Here is a 16,689-nt window from a genome sequence, read left to right as displayed (position 1 = left end):
ACAAAGTACAGTTATTTCTTTAAGATCATCAAAACAATCGTAAAGCTGTACGAAGTAGTTATTCTCAGCGGCCTATGGACGACCCAGAGTAATCTGAGCCTGAGGGCCGCGGGTTGTTTGCCCCGGGAGACTAGTCTTCAGCGGCAGGTTCCGCCAGCCAGCGGACAGTAACAGGGAGCTAAATGACTACAGCCATCCTCCGGCGGCTGTATCCGCATTGTCCTGCCGGGCCATCCAGGTCAGGCAGGCCGCCCGGAGCAGCGCTTCGGTCCGCAGGCCCGCGCTGCAAAAGATCCCGCTCATGCCGATCCGGTACAGATCGGCAAGCGCCCCCGCCGCCGGTGCCCCCGCGGCGAGTACCACCGCCGCCGGCTTCACGCGCCGCACGGCGGCCAGGGCCTCTCCCGCCGAGCGGGCAAAGCCCTCGGCGGTAAGCTCTTCCGGCGCGGCAATGTCCGCCGCGCCGTCCAGCACCAGGAAATCGGCGATACGCGCGATTTCCCCCGCGGCGGCGGGCTGGACACCCGGGGCGACCAGCGCCCCGATGCTGCACGCCGCCGCGTAAGCGTGGCCGAGGGTCTGTTCGGCCACGTCCTCGATGAATTCGCGTTTCACCGCGAATTCGGCAGCGCTGGCGGGATATGGCGCCAGCAGATCGATGCGGCTGTCTCTGCCCAGCCGCTGATTTGCCGCCACGGCGGCAAACAGGGCTTCGAGCTGGACATCGTGCAGCTCAGCCAGTTTGGCGGGCGCTGCGGCAAGCTCCTGCGTATAGAGCAGAGTGACGGCCGCCCAGGCGCCATCCGCCGATTCCAGCAGCGCTGCTGAAGCGGCCCGCAGCCGGTAATAAATCCGCTGAAGGGTGCGTTCAGCCTGGAATTCATCTTCACTGTTCAGCCAGCATTCATACAATCCGGCAAGCTCAGGGGTATGCAGCCACTCCTCACTCCGGATGAGGCAAGGTCCTCCCGGAAGTGAACCCGCCTCATCCCGGAATATCGGCCGGTCTTCGGCTCCCTCACGCAGCACCAGGAAGGCCGGGCGGTCTCCTGCCCGCCTCATAAAATCCCGTTTGGGCGCTTCCGCTCCCGCGCTCCGTCCCGCTTCGGTGATAAACTCCGCAGCAGCGGAGGCTACAGATGCGGCCTGGCTCATTTCCGCTCCTATCGCCCGGTCCCCAGCATTATACTTGAACGGGCGCTCCATATTGTTCCGGTTTTGATTCTGCTGACGTTCACCCTTCATCACCGCACCCACCTTTTTTTGGCTTTGGATTGCCGGCACCTATTCCTGTTACAAGCTGTACCGGCATGTTACAAACCTTCTGTTTATAAATACGGGGGCCGGCCTTGAAATATGCAAGCGGTATCAATGGAGTCTGATATTTACGGTGCAGACGGCGGAACAATACTCCTTCCAAACAACAAAAAAAGCCCCCTCCGCAAGCAATCCCGGCTCTAAGTCAAGAAACGGGACTGCTCTCGAAAGAGGCTTATAGGTTAAAATACTGTGTCTGCTGATCCCGTCTTACTGCTGGCTTGCAGCAATAGCCTGTTCGAGATCATACAGGATATCATCAATGGATTCGGTTCCGATGGACAGGCGCAGGAGCTCCGGAGTTACGCCGGCAGTGATTTGTTCTTCATCCGAAAGCTGCTGGTGAGTGGTGCTCGCCGGATGAATAATCAGCGATTTCGAGTCTCCTACATTGGCCAAATGGGAGAACAGCTTCACATTCTCAATCAGTTTGACGCCGGCTGCAGCCCCGCCCTTAATTCCGAAGGTGAGGATCGCGCCCTGGCCCTTCGGTAAATATTTTTGGGCAAGCTCATAAGACGGATGGCTCGGCAAGCCGGAGTAGCTCACCCACTCTACATCCTTATGGCCTTCCAGGTATTGCGCCACTTTGAGCGCATTCGAGCTATGGCGTTCCAGGCGCAAATGCAGGGTTTCCAGCCCTTGCAGCAGCAGCCACGAGTTAAATGGTGAGATCGAAGCGCCTAAATCACGCAGCAGCTGCACGCGGGCTTTGATAATATAGGCAATCGGCCCGACCGCTTCCGTGTACACTACGCCATGATAGCTTGGGTCCGGCTCGGTAAGGCCGGGGAATTTGCCGCTCGCTTTCCAGTCAAATTTACCTCCGTCCACGATAACTCCACCGATTGATGTGCCATGGCCGCCGATAAATTTGGTAGCCGAATGCACCACAATATCCGCTCCGTGCTCAATCGGGCGCAGCAGATACGGACTCGGGAAGGTATTATCGACAATCAGCGGAATTCCGTGCTCATGGGCGATCGCTGCCACGGCTTCGATATCCAGTACGTTCCCCTGAGGGTTGCCGATCGTTTCGGCATAGAGCGCCTTCGTCTTATCCGTAATAGCCGCCCGGAAGTTCTCCGGATTGTCGGAGTCCACAAAATTCACTTTGATTCCAAGCTTCGGCAAGGTGGTAGAGAACAGATTATAAGTTCCGCCGTAGAGGCTGGCAGAAGATACGATTTCATCGCCTGCACCAGCAATATTCAGCACAGAGAAGGAAATTGCCGCCGCCCCTGACGCTGTCGCCAGCGCACCTGCCCCGCCTTCAAGCGCAGCAATCCGCTGCTCGAACACATCGGTGGTCGGGTTCATCAGGCGGGTATAGATGTTGCCGAATTCCTTGAGCGCGAACAGATTGGCGGCATGCTCAGCATCCCGGAATCCGTAGGAAGTGGTCTGATAAAGCGGTACGGCACGCGATAGTGTAGTTGGGTCAATCTCCTGGCCTGCATGAACAGCTAATGTTTCAAACGACAGCTTGCGGTCTTCTGACATTGGTATTTCCTCCCCTGTAATGGCAATTGGTAAACCTTAACAATCTTGAATTGTAACTATTCTCTCACAAACGATGTTATTTGGGAAGAGGAAATTCTCATTATTCCGGTGTGTTTTATTACAGTTATAGTATACGCTTACATTAATACCCCCGCCGAATAGCCAGTCTAATATGTATGTACAAAAAAGCGGAGGAACAAAAAATTTTGTATCCCCCGCTTGTCCATCCTTTCAAAATACAGACGATTAGTAGCTGCTCTGGCTCTGCTCGCCCTTGGCAATGGCTACGCCGCCGCTCGTACCGATCCGGGTTGCCCCCGCTCCGATCATGATCAGCGCATCCTCACTGCTGCGTACACCGCCGGAGGCTTTGACGCCGATATCAGGACCAACTGTTGCCCGCATCAGTGCGATATCTTCCTTCGTAGCGCCTCCTGTGGAGAATCCGGTCGAAGTCTTCACAAAGTCTGCCCCGGCTTCTACCGCAAGCTTGCAGGCGCGGACCTTCTCTTCTTCGCTCAGCAGACAAGTCTCAATAATCACCTTGGTCAGCGCTTTGCCGCGGGCTGCATCTACAACAGCAGCGATATCGCGTTTAACCAGTTCATTATCACCGTCTTTCAATGCACCGATGTTGATAACCATATCCACTTCCCCTGCACCGTTTGCGATCGCATTGGTGGTTTCGAAAGCTTTGGTTTCCGGTGTGGATGCTCCCAGCGGGAAGCCGATAACGGTACATACTTTTACTTCAGGCGTATCCTTCAGCACTTCATGGGCCACTGCGACCCAAGCCGGATTCACGCATACAGAAGCGAATTTATAAGTTTTGGCCTCTTCCGCAAGCTTGATGATATCTTCCTTACGTGCGTCCGCTTTTAGCAGCGTATGATCAATGATCCCGGATATTGTGTTTTCACTCATTATTAATTCCTCCATGGTTGTAGATGTTCTCATTCCTTGTAATCATACCAATAGTGGACTGCTTTGGAAAGCAGAACAGGGGATGCGTCAGCATCCCCTTGAATTGTTTGTTTGGTGAAAGAGTACTATTCACTATTTATAATTACTTCTGCGTCAGTGACTCAATATCAATAAAAGGTGTGGCCCCGCCTGTTACCGTCGGCAGCACGCCGTTCCATTTCTCCAGCGCTTTCTCCTGAACCTCGATCTGCTTCAGCTGCACCAGTTCCGGTGTAACCTCCTGCTTCTTAAGTCTTAGGGATTCTGCTTCGGCCTGTGCCTGGGCAATCTTCTGTTTCGCCTCAATCTCAATCCGCCGGAGGTCATTTTCTGCCTTGAGCGCCTGCTGCTGGGCAACCTGCTTCGCTTCAATGGACTGGTCGAATGCATCCGAGAATTTGAAATTCACAATGTTAATGTCATTTACAACGAGGTCGTATTTGGCCAAACGTTTGGTCAAGAGATCGCTGATCTCTCCTGCCACCACATCCCGCCGCGTGATCAGATCCTCAGCCGGATATTTGGCGGTTACTTCTTTGACAATCTCCTGAATCGCCGGATTGATAATCACCGCATCGAAGCTGCCTCCGATGTTGTTCATCAGATTGTATGCAGAATCTTTATTGACGGAATAGTTAACTGCCACATGGGTGGAGACGGGCTGCAGGTCCTTGGAGGATGCAGAGGTATCCGTCTCCGCTTTGGTCACCTGGGTGTTGACTTGTATGACACTCTGGAAAAACGGAATTTTCAGATGTATGCCCGGAGATAACATATTATTGTTGAGTTTGCCGAAGGTTTTGTAGAGTCCGATGTGTCCGTACTGCACTGTTGCAAAGGAATTGGCGGCAATCAGTACCACTACCAGCAACACTGCCGCGATGCTGATGATTTTCCCCGGCTTTGCCTGTTTTAATTTTGGATTAACTTCCATGATCGTGTCCCCCTAATTGATGCGCATTTTGGAATTGTTATCCTTTTATACGATGGCATAGCTGCTGCGGTCGCAAAGATTTTATTAAGGAAACTTTAACGATTCATTCGGCCCGGGGCATCGCGGGAATCAACCCTTCCGGAATGAGCTGGTACTCTCTACCTTGACTGTCCCCCATATCCGAAGCGACAACTATTAGGTCGTCTCTGAGCATCACAGAATCCGCCTGTAAAGCATCGTTTAAGTCCGCTACTTCAGCATGGCCGTTATGCCAGCGGTAAATATAGACGGTCATTGGGGTGCCATGCGCGGAGACCGCTTCAGGAGTTCCATCCCGGTCAACATCCGCTTCACGGGTATGTCCGGTGTCCACCCGGAGCACTCCGGCCGGCGTTCCCGCTTCATCTATTGTGTAGTAGCTGCTGAGCGATAAATTCGCCCCCAGCCCGCCGGTGATTTTCAGCTTCAATCCGGTGAACAGGGAAGACACTTCGGCAGTAATTTCCTCCGGCTTACGGTAATTGTACGTACCGACAGAACCGAGGCTGTAATGCCCCTTGGCAGTCCCGAGATCAGCATAGACGTAGTCCTCATCCCCCGGTTTGGTGTAGAACGTGATCTGTACTCCGCCGAAATTCTCCAGCCACTGCCCGGAGATTGTCACCGAATCCTTGGGGATTCCGTTCCAGGCTTCCGGGGTGGGAATATCCTTTTTTTCCTGCCAGTTCAGCCGGACCAGCCCTGCGGCCTGAACACCGCCGGGAAGTGAGGATTGCCCGGTCACCACCCCCCGCTCCATATCTATACCCTGGAAGGTAAAGGCCCGCTTCCACTCCTTGCCCCCGTTACCCGTTGAGTACAGCACGGCTGGATCGTCAGGGCTGCCGGTCACAAACCATCCGTGCTGATCGTCTGCCATCGCCAGCTTTGCCGGTGAATATCCGGGAAAAGACTGCTCCCCGTCTGTCCAGTTCTTGCCGCCGTCATGGGTCCAGCCCACTGTGTTGGCATTATCACAAGGGGAGCAGTAACCGCTCATATAGGCTTCCTCACTGCTTAGGACAACGAGCATGCCTGGAGCGGCACCGTTATTGGCCGGAATCTCGTTAACCTCATCCACCGCAAACCCCGGAGCCGGTCCTGCCCCCGCTGTCCCATGGTTCAGTACAGTTCGCCAATGCTTGCCTCCATCTGACGTATGGAACAGTGAATACGCCGTCTGGTGCATCCCCGAGTCGCCGATACATTCGATCCAGGCATCGTCCGGACCTGTGGAGCGGATAACAGCACCGGTCAGGGAAACCGTCTTGCGCGTCAGTACGGTTCTCCATGTTACGCCGCCGTCCGTCGTCCGCTGGAAGGCGAAATCATTGTTTGAAGCGCTGGTTACCGCCCAGCCGTTCAGCCGGTCATAGTAATAGGCATCGCCAACCAGGTTCTCCGGCTCAGGGAGACTGGACCATGAGCGCCCCCCGTCCGTTGTCACCGCAGATCCGCTGAAGCCGAGATCCGGCGAAATAAAATGCAGGTAGCTCAGGTTCGGGGCAGATCCTGTCAGCGTCCAATGCGCTCCGCTGTCTTTGGTTCGCAGCAGGCTCCCTGTGTCCAGCTCTGCCCAGGCATGCTCGTTATCCAGGGTGAACAGGCTCAGCACCGTCCCCTGGCCGGTGTACTGCACCTGCCAGTCCGCACCGCCGTTACCGGTGCGGGCAATCCAGCCCTTGCCGCCGATCCAGCCGGCGTCCGGCCCGGTCATTCCCAGCGCGCTGATGCTGCGGATCGGGACCCCCGGCTGCGCAGCACTGCCGGCTGCCGGGGTTGCCGCCGCCGCTGTGCCGGACAGAGGCGGAGCGGCGCTGGCTATCGCAGCCGCTGCAGGCGGCGAAGCTGCGGGGGATGATTCGGCGGCCTCCCCGCCGGAACTCCCGCAGCCTGTCATGACCAGGAGCAGCGGAACCAGCAGCGCTGCCGCGGTTTTTCTCAGGATGACAACAAACATAGCTATATGCACCTCTACTTTACCGGAATCTATTGTCTCTATATAGAAAAGTATAAGCAGCTTCAGACAGCCAGAGGTAACGGTATAGACGCCTGCGGGTTAAAATCTTGTTGTAATTTCCTGGATTTATATTTATTGCATAAAAAAAACAGCCCTCTCCTAAGAGAAAGCTGTGAATAGATTTCTTATTGCTGTTACAGATGGCCGCCGGACAAAGCAAGCCCGAGCCGGTTGACCAGACGCGTGCTTTCTTCGTTCAGCCCGGTAACCTTCACCTTTTTGCCGAGTGCTTCATATCTGCTGATTGTCTTGGCAATGGCGCCGGCAGCCGACTGGTCCCATACATGCGAATGGGTAAAGTCGATGATAACCTGTTCAGGATCGCCATCATAGTTGAACTCATGGACGAAATGGCTTGTCGTACCGAAGAACAGCTGCCCGGAGACCGTATACGTTGCCGTATCTGCGGCCATGTGAACACTCAGGTGAATCGATGCTATTTTCCAGGCAAACGACAGCGCGCTGAGCAGAACCCCAAACAGAACTCCAATCGACAGATTATCTGTAGCGACCACTGTGACCACCGTTACAATCATGACTAATGCATCACTGAGCGGAACACGGGCCAGAGAAGCCAGCGAACCCCATTCAAAGGTACTGATGCACACCATAATCATCACTCCGACCAGAGCACCCATCGGAATCTGCTTCACCACATCGCCGAGTACAAGAATAAGCAACAGCAGGAAAATCCCGGAGACGAAGGTGGAGAGACGGGTTCTTCCGCCTGACTTCATGTTGACCATCGACTGGCCGATCATCGCACAGCCTGCCATGCCTCCAAAGAAGCCGGTAACGATATTCGCCAGCCCCTGCCCCTTCGCTTCCCGGTTCTTATCGCTTCCGGTACCGGTAATGTCATCGATCAGGGTTGCGGTCATCAGTGATTCCAGCAGACCTACCACTGCCAGAGATAAGGAATACGGCAGAATAGTGAGCAGCATATCAAAGGTAAGCGGCAGCTGTGGAATATGGAACAGCGGTAGTGCAGAGGTTAACTCCCCCATATCTCCCACGGTCTTCACGTCCAGACCAAGCACGATACTCAGTACGGAGACAATGATGATAGCAACCAGTGCTGACGGCACTGCCTTGGTAAAACGCGGAACTGTATAGATAATCACAAGTGTCAGTGCTACCAGGGCATACATGACCCAGCCTTGTCCTTTGAAATGCGTGAGCTGCGCCATAAAAATCAGGATGGCCAGCGCGTTGACAAACCCGGTCATGACCGGCTGCGGCAGGAAGGTAATGAACCTGCCCAGCTTCAGCATCCCCATCAGGATCTGAAAGATTCCGCAGAGGATCGTGGCGGCGAACAGATATTCAATGCCGTGGTTCAGCACTAGGCTGCCGACAAGCAGCGCCATCGCACCGGTTGCCGCCGAGATCATCCCCGGTCTGCCTCCGGCAATAGCAGTGACAATTGCGATGCAGAAGGAGGCATACAGGCCCACCATCGGACTGACTCCAGCCAGAAGGGAGAACGCGATTGCTTCCGGGATCAGCGCGATTGCCACCGTCATCCCTGACAGAATGTCGCTCCGGGGATTCAACAACCAGCCGTTATTCATATTATTTTGCTTCAAAATGCGGTTTCCTCCTGTGTCAGTTAGGGTTAATGGGACATTTCTCTAATGCCCCGGTCCGGTGCAACTCCAATGCAACCCATTGTACCCGACACGCCTTACTCTCCACAAAAGTTCCACATATGCTTGTAAGCGGTTGTTTGGGACTTATCCTCGTGATTGCTGCGAATATCTTAAAAATTCGATTGTTTTAAATTAACGGAACAACCCGGAGGCCTTAACCTCACTGAAGAAGGTGTTGAACTCCTCAATGTTCAGCTGCTGCGCCGCATCGGAGAGTGCTGTAGCCGGATCAGGATGCACCTCTACCATAATCCCGTCGGCTCCGGCAGCAAGTGCGGCTTTCGCACAAGGAATCAGGATATCTTTGCGTCCGGTGGAATGGGTAACATCGACCAGTACCGGCAGGTGGCTCTCCTGCTTAAGAATCGGCACCGCTGAAATATCGAGCGTATTACGTGTCCATTTCTCATAAGTGCGGATCCCCCGCTCGATCAGCATAACCTGCGTATTTCCGCGTGACATGATGTATTCAGCGGCATGAAGGAATTCCTCCATCGTTGCAGCAAGGCCCCGTTTCAGCAGGACCGGTTTATTCAGCTCACCGGCGGCTTTCAGGAGTTCGAAGTTCTGCATATTGCGTGCACCGATCTGGATGATATCCACATAATCCAGTGCAGGCTCAAGATGGGCAGGATCGACGATTTCACTGATCGTCAGCAGGCCGTATTCGTCCGCCGCTTCGCGGAGGATACGCAGGCCGTCCATGCCCAGCCCCTGGAAATCATACGGGGAAGTCCGGGGTTTGAATGCACCGCCGCGCATTACTTTAATCCCAGCTTTTTGCAGCGCCGCTGCTACAGTGCGGGTCTGAAGCTCGCTCTCTACGGAGCAAGGTCCGGCTACCATCACCGAGGACAGGCCGCCAATCGTAATATCGCCCGGCAGGACAATAACGGTGTCCTCCTTGCGTGTTTTCCGGCTGACCAGCAGGCTTTTCTTATGTTCATCAGACTGCAGATCCAGAGAAGCAGCGAAGATTTGTTTGAAGAGGCTGCGGATTGTTCCGCTTGTGAAAGGCCCTTTATTGCTCGCTACAAGCTTCTCCAGCATCGCTTTTTCACGTTCCGGATCAAATTTCGGCACGCCCTGCTTTTCTTTTACAACTCCAATTTCCTGAACAACCTGGGCACGCTCCGAGATTAACTCCAGCAGCTGTCCATTGATTTCATCCAGACGGGCTCTCAGCCCATCCAATTCCACGTTAGTCATTACCTTCCACTCCCTCTTGTCAATTTAGTGATCTATGAACGCAAAAAGGCCCCCCGTCGCAAGGGACGAGGAGCCGTGGTACCACCCTTATTTAGAGATTAACCCGAAATACGAGGCGCGGAGAGTGGAAAGCTGCTACTTCCGGCCAGGATTAACTCTGTCTTACACCCGGTAACGCGGGGCGCGGGCCTCCCTACGCATATCTGCTGCAGCAAATACTTCAGGGGCCGACTCGGAAGTGAACTTCGGCACTAAACGTCTCATGAGGGTGCTCTCAGTCTCCGGCACGCCTTCCCTGTTAAGATCCGTACATAGCACTTACTCTCTTCGTCATCGTCGTTAGAGAATATTTCGGCACGTCTTATGTGCCGGTTTCTGCTATCTTAATCAAAATACTCACATGATGCAAGGGGATATTGCACCGTTTCACAGCTTTAATGCAATAAATTTACCTGGAGCATATTTATTCTCCGAAAAATTTCGCAATCAGATTCGTAACCGCCTCACTGCGCAGCGGTTTGCTGATATATTCATCCATTCCCGTCTCCAGACATTGTTCACGGTCACCCTTTAGCGCATTGGCCGTAACAGCGATAATCACCGGCTGCTTGTCCGGAGCAAGCGTCCGCCTGATTGCCGCTGTCGCTTCCAAACCGTTCATTCCGGGCATCTGCACATCCATAAAAATAAGATCATAATCGGTACTGCCCGTCATCTCCACCACCTGCAGGCCATCCGCGGCCACATCCACGGAATACCCTCGCTTCTCCAAAATTTTACGCAGCACGATTTGATTAATCTCGTTATCCTCCGCCACCAGGATCCGTAAGTTGCGGCTGACTGGGCCTGAGCCTGCAAGTAAAGTTCCAAACGTGTCGGCGGAAGTATCGTTTCTCAGGCGGAGCTTCACCGTAAACTCAAAGGTCGCTCCCTGCTTCACACTGGTGTCCAAGCCGATGGCTCCCCCCATCAGTTCAACCAGCTGCTTCGCAATCGCCAGGCCGAGACCTGTGCCCTCATGACGCCGGCCCATGAAATGATCCAACTGCACAAACGGCTCAAACAGCTTGTCTGCAGAGTCTTCAGGAATGCCAATTCCGGTATCCGCAACCGTAAAATGCAGTGTAACCTGTCCGCCTGTCTGAACCAGGCTTTGGACTTTAATCGTTACACCTCCGGTATAAGTGAACTTAATCGCATTGCCAACCAGATTCAGCAGGATCTGTTTTAACCGTTCCCCGTCACCAATCACCATCTTGGGTATAGCGGGATCTACAAAGACCTGGATCTTCAGCCCTTTAGCCTCTGCCTTATGCTGTAGAAGTTCAAGAACGGAATCTATACATTCCTCCAGCACAAAAAGATCCTCATGAAGAGCCGTTTTGCCGGCTTCATTCTTGGAGAAATCCAGAATATCATTAATGATATTCAGAAGGGTGTCACCGCTCTGCCGGATGATCTCCAGATACTCCCTCTGGGTAGACCCCGGCTCACTGATATCCAGCAGTAAATCGGTCATCCCGATCACACCATTCATAGGGGTACGGATCTCATGGCTCATCATCGCCAGGAACTCACTTTTTGCACGGTTCGTGCTCTCGGCGGTTTCCTTGGCAATTAGCAGCTTTTTCTGTTCCGTAATGTCCTTAACGATGATATAAAAGCCTACCGTAGCATTATTGATGATGATCGGAGCAATAGTAGTCAACACTTCGACCGTATGTCCGTCCTTGTGCCAGACTAGGTCAATATTCCTTTCCTTGCTGCTGTTTCCGCTGGTATAGCCGAGCACATCGTCAACATGATGATCCCCGATGATCCGGCCTACACTCTTGCCGGCCAGCTCAGAGACGGAGTAGCCTGTCAGCTGGCAGGCCTGATCATTGCAGTTGATAATATTGCCCTCTAGATCCAGTGAAATAATGGCATCATGATTGTATTTCTTAAGGGAGGTGTAGCGTTCAATAGATTCCTGCAGCTTCCGCTCAACATTTTTGCGCTCGGTGATGTCCCGGCCTACAGCAAGCACACTTGGGCTGTCCGGGTCATCCACTATACGTAAAGTGAATTCAATCCACAAGTATCGCCCGTCAGCGTGAAGAACCCGCAGTTGAATACTCCGGAGTTCAGATACTTGCGGAAGGCTTAGGGTGGCACGATCCTCAGGATGGATCAGGCTGCGGATATCGCGTCCGATCAGCGCCTCCGGTTCATAGCCCAGCACTTCCTTGACCGACGGTGAGCAATACCGGCAGATATTGTCGGGTGTGGCGTAATAGACCACATCACTAATATTCGCGGCAATCAGCCTATACAGCTCGTCAGGCGAGGGATAACGATTCTGGGCTTTTGCTTCGGCCGGAGGTTCCGTCAGGTGAATAATATAATACAGTTCTGCACTTGTAGAAGGATCTCTGATAAGTGCGGTATGCAGCAGTACGGGAACCGGCATGCCTTTGCCATGAACCATCCTAATTTCGCATTCAAAAAAGGGAACTCTGCTTGCTTTCAGAGCCCCCATCTTCCTGCTATGTATCTCCACAGAATCTTTGTACAGAATCTCCCTGAAATCATGCCCCAGGAGTTGTTCTTCTTTATATCCAAGCATCGAGACTACAGACGGATTGATGCTCGTCCATTTGAGGTCGAGGGACAGAAAAGCCATTCCGCTGATACCCGTTCGGTATACTTCTCCAAAATACTGCTCTTTCAACATCTGATCCACCGCCCGTTTTGTGGAGTAATGAAAGCAATTCCATTATTTAAAAACTGTAATATTAATATCTTGCATATCCGGGCGAAAGTCAAATGCTATTAAATGGAATAAAATACCTGTTTACCAGAAAGAAAATCCCTGCAATGTGAAATGCATACTTTTGCTGCATTTTCTTTAATCCAGCCGTTGCGGTTAGAATCATGAATGAAAAAGAGATAACTGATGAAAATGTCCATAAAGATTTGCCCTTCTATGTAACGAAGCTGCTCATATTGAAAGTTTGTCTTAGACGCATAGCCTTCCAAAAAGGTATGCCGAAATTCACTTGGGAGCATAGAGGACGCACTGCCGAGATCAAACAGATAATATCCGTAGCCGGAGAATCCGAAGTCGATGTAACAAGGACCCTCAGGAGCGACAATAATATTTCCGAGCTGAACATCGGCATGGATGATCCCCCACTCCTGCTGGCCATCCAATTCACGGAGTTGTCCTTTCACGCATTCCAGAACCTCTCGAATGATCCCATAATGCTCTTCACTGTACAGGCCGGCTTCAACACCATATTGAAGCTCTTCGATAGCGATGTCTATCCGCTCAGCACCGTATACTGGCCTGCTCAGTGCAGGATGTACCGACTCGCGTGAAAACCTGTGAAGCTCCGCCAGCCGCTCGCCCAGTGCAAAAACAATCTGCGGGGCGTTTTCTTCCTCCAGGGTAAGAACAGCACCTTCAATCCACTCCAGCAGAGTTGCATAGCAATCCCCAAGCTCACTTCCGGTATAGGCTGTTACAAACTGCCCCAGGCGACCCGCGACCGGCTTCTGCACAGGCAAAAGATTGCTATGGTCTAAGCCCAGAAGGATGTACATCTCGGACTCTAATCCTTCAAGCGTATGCTGTATACCAAACAGGCCCGCTGTTGCCGGTTTGTGAATACGGAGCAGGTAGGTCCTATTGCTGTCTTTATCCTTTACCTTAAACGTAATATTCTCATTATGTCTTATGAATTCTATTTCCGGATCAGTTATTGAATATAGTAAAAGCACTTCAGCTGCATGATGGTTCATGTCATTAACGATGTTGAATTCCATGATAAATCCCTCATCCCTGAATTTTCCTTTTAATATATCATGTAATGTTTCAGGATTATATGACCATTCCCCCGACGAACCGGCCATCAGACGGAGTTCTCCCCAGTTCCCCATCTTTGATTAAATCAGGGCTTTCAGGCTAACAGTGTTTTTACGGTATCCGTAAAGGCACTGACCTGAAAAGGTTTAGTAATGTAAGCAGCAAATCCTGTTTCCCGGGCCCGTTCAATATCTGAACGCAGGGCAAATGCACTGATTGCCACTACCGGTATATGCCGGGTATCCTCCCTTGCCTTCAACCATTCCAATGCCTCATATCCATTCAGGCCGGGTAAGCCGATATCGAGAATGATCAGATCCGGCAGCCGCCGGACCGCTATGTCCAGGCCTATTTCCGCCGTTTCAGCTTTCAGCAGCAATAAGGAGGGCAGATTTTTTTTGAAGATATGATGCATTAAGGCCATGTTAAGCTCATTATCTTCAACATACAGCACCGTCCGCTTGTACTCCTTCATCCGCCAAATCCCCCCCAAATGTTTACGATCCTTGGAAAAATAGAAAAAACCGAAGAAAGGGACCTGTCCCCCTTCTCCGGCTCATGTTCGGCTCATTCGCATGTCCGACTCATTTCCGCCTCATATATAGTTTGAAGATCTGGTTTAAAGGAAAGTATATGCAATCACGCTTGTATCCTTATCGAAATCCCAATCCACATAAATGTCGGACAGTTCCTTGCCCAGCATTGGTGCAATTGTGGTGGTATCTTCGAGGTATCGTTTTTCCATCTTGCGTTTCGTGGTTTTGAGCGTATTCTCATAGCCGAGGCCTATCAGTTCCTTCTCCAAAGGAATCAGGATGCCTTCGCGTTTGATGATCAGGGTACGGGGCCCCAGCCACCAGGAATCGGTAAACTCGGGTTCCTTCTGTACTTTTCTGCTCACTTCATTGATTTGGGCATGAACTTCATCCCGTCCGGCATACTCATCGACTGCTACTCCATCGTTCTTCAGGAGGGCAACGATCATCCCAGACGCATTATGTATACCCCAATCATAAAAAATCTCGCCAACCTCAATCGACATATTGTCCTGCAGATAAGCCGATAGCTCAGGAAGCAGTGACTTCATCAGAAGCTCACGTGTATAGCGGAACGCCTGCTCTTCTTCCTTATTCAGCAGAAATCTCTCTACAGGCCCGATAAAATTCCGGATATGCAGTGCGATGCATTGCTTCCCGATAGAAACATGTATAGACTCGGGGCCTTTCCCGAAACGCTCCCTAAGTAGTCTTCCGGTGTAACTGGAAAATTGGCTAGTTAGTTCTGTAGTACTCATTGGATTTCCTCCAGCAATGTATTCTTTTAAGTGCCTGGGGAGATACTCCGCCTGCCGGAGAAACGATTCGTACACCTTAGTATAATATCAACGGGCAGCTTCGTACATAAAAAAATAAACAGATCATTGACACGAACAATTATATTGTTTACAATCTAATTGTTTAATACATAAAAAGCATACACCGGAAGGATGAAGCTGCCAATGAGCGTCTATCAATATACAGCCCGCAACATTCGGGGTAAAGAGATCCCTCTTGAACAATACAAGGATAAAGTGCTGCTGATCGTAAACACAGCCAGTAAATGCGGGTTCACCCCGCAATATTCGGACCTGCAGAAGCTATACGAGAAGTTCCAGGACCAGGGTTTTCAAATTCTCGGGTTCCCCAGCGACCAGTTCGGTGAAGAACCCGGCTCTAATGAAGAGGTCGATGTGTTCTGCCAAATCAATTATGGTGTTAGCTTTCCACTCTTTGAGAAGATTGATGTAAAGGGCGAACATAGACATCCCTTATTCGGCTATCTGACCAGCCAAGCGGGCTTTACTGGCTTCGATCAGAATCACACGGGCAGCAAACTGCTGCACATGATGCTTGAGGAGCGTGATCCTGCATCTCTGGCTGACGATGAAGTGAAATGGAACTTCACCAAGTTCCTGATCGACCGTGAAGGCAATGTAGTGAAGCGTTTCGAGTCGTCTATTGATCCCCTCGATATTGAGCCGGCTATTCAGGAACTGCTGTAAAAAGAAGACCCCCTCTCCCACAGTGTGGAGGAGGGGGTCTTTGCTTTCGGTGCACTTAAGGTTATTGCAGCTGCCAGTCGCTGATATTGAAATCTTTTTTGGCCAGCTTTTCTTCCACCAGGAAATTCTTGGTGCCCTCCAGCAGCTTCGTGCCTTCTTCAGTGAAGGCTGTATCCTTGATATCACTGATCGGATTAACCTGTTTCGCCAGCTCCGGTGTCGTATCGTTAATCTCGGCCAGGAACTGGTAATATTCATCTTCGTGCTGTTTCAAATCGGCCAGCGCCTTCTCACGAGCCTCATTCCATACCTTAGGGAAATCCGGGAATTTCGCCAGATAGTCCTCCGAAACAACAGTAGCGCTGGAGCCCAGCAGATCGGGATGGCTCGATGCATCATCCAGATGGGTATAGCCTTGATCAATCAGCTTCAATGCCGGAATGCCCACATTGGTTGTCGCATCTACATCTCCGCGGGCCAGAGCCGCCGTTGCATCAGGAGTGAGCATATGGACCAGCTTATAATCGGTGACGCCCTCCTGCTTGAGCAAGCCGACGATATAGCGGTGCATGAAGGAGCCCTTTTGGATTGCGATCGTTTTGCCCTGCAGTTCTTTAACCGTCTTCGGGCCATCCTTTTTACCGATCAGATAGCCGACGGTATGGGCTGAGGATTGCGAAATCAGGCGTGTCTTGGCGCCGGAAGCATAAGCGATAATGGCAGGAGTATCTCCAAGGCTGCCGAAATCCAGCCTCCCGCTGATCAGCGATTCCGTCTGGTCGGGGCCGTTCGGGAAGCCGGTCAGCTTCACTTCGGTGATGCCGTATTTTTTCAGTTCCTCCTGAATGATGCCTTTATAAAAGCCCCAGCCCTCCGCGCCGCCCGGCACGTTCAGCTTGTTGGAGCCGATATAACCGAAATTCAGCACAGCCGGAACCTTGCCGGCCGGCTCGCTGCCTGCTGCTTCCGCTGTGTTATTGCCGCCGGCCGCAGAGGAAGCCCCAGTGTTGGAAGCTGCGTTGTTTCCGCAAGCCTGTAGCATCAGCATAACCATGACCACACTGGCAAGCAGTGCCAGGCGAATCCCCTTTTTCCGTTCTCCATGAATCTCTCTGTACGTTCTCATCACTCGGTTCTCCCCTCAGTCATCTGTTGTTTGAA

The 16,689-nt window shown here is 52.1% G+C and carries 13 protein-coding genes; 1 reads left to right on the top strand and 12 read right to left on the bottom strand.

Going from position 1 to position 16,689, the window contains the following annotated elements; genetic code table 11:
• Positions 1-186 precede the first annotated feature (186 nt).
• From L6H70_RS25290 to L6H70_RS25240, 11 genes are all read right to left on the bottom strand, one after another.
• Positions 187-1,245, bottom strand: coding sequence for a hypothetical protein (locus L6H70_RS25290; RefSeq protein ID WP_236336960.1), 1,059 nt, complete (start codon positions 1,243-1,245; stop codon positions 187-189).
• Between the two features lie 282 nt (positions 1,246-1,527).
• A complete protein-coding gene (locus L6H70_RS25285; protein ID WP_236336958.1) occupies positions 1,528-2,820 on the bottom strand; it encodes a homocysteine synthase in 1,293 nt (430 codons plus the stop codon).
• Between the two features lie 246 nt (positions 2,821-3,066).
• Entirely contained in the window at positions 3,067-3,744 is a 678-nt protein-coding gene (gene deoC / locus L6H70_RS25280; protein ID WP_054943471.1) for a deoxyribose-phosphate aldolase, read from the bottom strand.
• Positions 3,745-3,886: 142 nt separating this feature from the next.
• Positions 3,887-4,717, bottom strand: coding sequence for a prohibitin family protein (locus L6H70_RS25275; RefSeq protein WP_236336957.1), 831 nt, complete (start codon positions 4,715-4,717; stop codon positions 3,887-3,889).
• A 103-nt stretch (positions 4,718-4,820) separates the two neighbouring features.
• Positions 4,821-6,716: a WD40/YVTN/BNR-like repeat-containing protein gene (locus tag L6H70_RS25270; RefSeq protein ID WP_236336956.1), complete on the bottom strand. Its 1,896-nt coding sequence runs from the start codon at positions 6,714-6,716 to the stop codon at positions 4,821-4,823.
• Between the two features lie 194 nt (positions 6,717-6,910).
• Positions 6,911-8,350, bottom strand: a complete 1,440-nt coding sequence (locus tag L6H70_RS25265; protein WP_236337028.1) for a SulP family inorganic anion transporter — start codon at positions 8,348-8,350, stop codon at positions 6,911-6,913.
• Between the two features lie 210 nt (positions 8,351-8,560).
• Positions 8,561-9,637: a bifunctional 3-deoxy-7-phosphoheptulonate synthase/chorismate mutase gene (locus L6H70_RS25260; RefSeq protein WP_206102086.1), complete on the bottom strand. Its 1,077-nt coding sequence runs from the start codon at positions 9,635-9,637 to the stop codon at positions 8,561-8,563.
• 463 nt (positions 9,638-10,100) lie between these two features.
• On the bottom strand, positions 10,101-12,353 hold the full coding sequence (locus L6H70_RS25255) for a PAS domain-containing hybrid sensor histidine kinase/response regulator (RefSeq protein WP_236336955.1): 2,253 nt from the start codon (positions 12,351-12,353) through the stop codon (positions 10,101-10,103).
• A gap of 98 nt (positions 12,354-12,451) precedes the next feature.
• A complete protein-coding gene (locus tag L6H70_RS25250) occupies positions 12,452-13,447 on the bottom strand; it encodes a phosphotransferase enzyme family protein (protein ID WP_236336954.1) in 996 nt (331 codons plus the stop codon).
• Positions 13,448-13,581: 134 nt separating this feature from the next.
• Positions 13,582-13,962, bottom strand: a complete 381-nt coding sequence (locus tag L6H70_RS25245; RefSeq protein ID WP_236336953.1) for a response regulator — start codon at positions 13,960-13,962, stop codon at positions 13,582-13,584.
• A gap of 144 nt (positions 13,963-14,106) precedes the next feature.
• On the bottom strand, positions 14,107-14,781 hold the full coding sequence (locus L6H70_RS25240; protein ID WP_236336952.1) for a Na-translocating system protein MpsC family protein: 675 nt from the start codon (positions 14,779-14,781) through the stop codon (positions 14,107-14,109).
• Positions 14,782-14,985: 204 nt separating this feature from the next.
• Here L6H70_RS25240 and L6H70_RS25235 point away from each other — a divergent pair, with 204 nt between their 5' ends.
• Positions 14,986-15,528 (top strand): glutathione peroxidase, encoded by a 543-nt coding sequence (locus L6H70_RS25235; RefSeq protein WP_236336951.1) that lies wholly within the window; start codon positions 14,986-14,988, stop codon positions 15,526-15,528.
• A 61-nt stretch (positions 15,529-15,589) separates the two neighbouring features.
• Here the strand turns inward: L6H70_RS25235 and L6H70_RS25230 are convergent, their stop codons facing one another.
• On the bottom strand, positions 15,590-16,654 hold the full coding sequence (locus L6H70_RS25230) for an ABC transporter substrate-binding protein (RefSeq protein ID WP_236336950.1): 1,065 nt from the start codon (positions 16,652-16,654) through the stop codon (positions 15,590-15,592).
• Positions 16,655-16,689 lie beyond the last annotated feature (35 nt).

Origin of the sequence: Paenibacillus auburnensis (assembly GCF_927798115.1) — a bacterium.
Classification (GTDB): domain Bacteria; phylum Bacillota; class Bacilli; order Paenibacillales; family Paenibacillaceae; genus Paenibacillus_AQ; species Paenibacillus_AQ auburnensis.
This window is presented reverse-complemented; position numbering and strand designations above follow the sequence as displayed.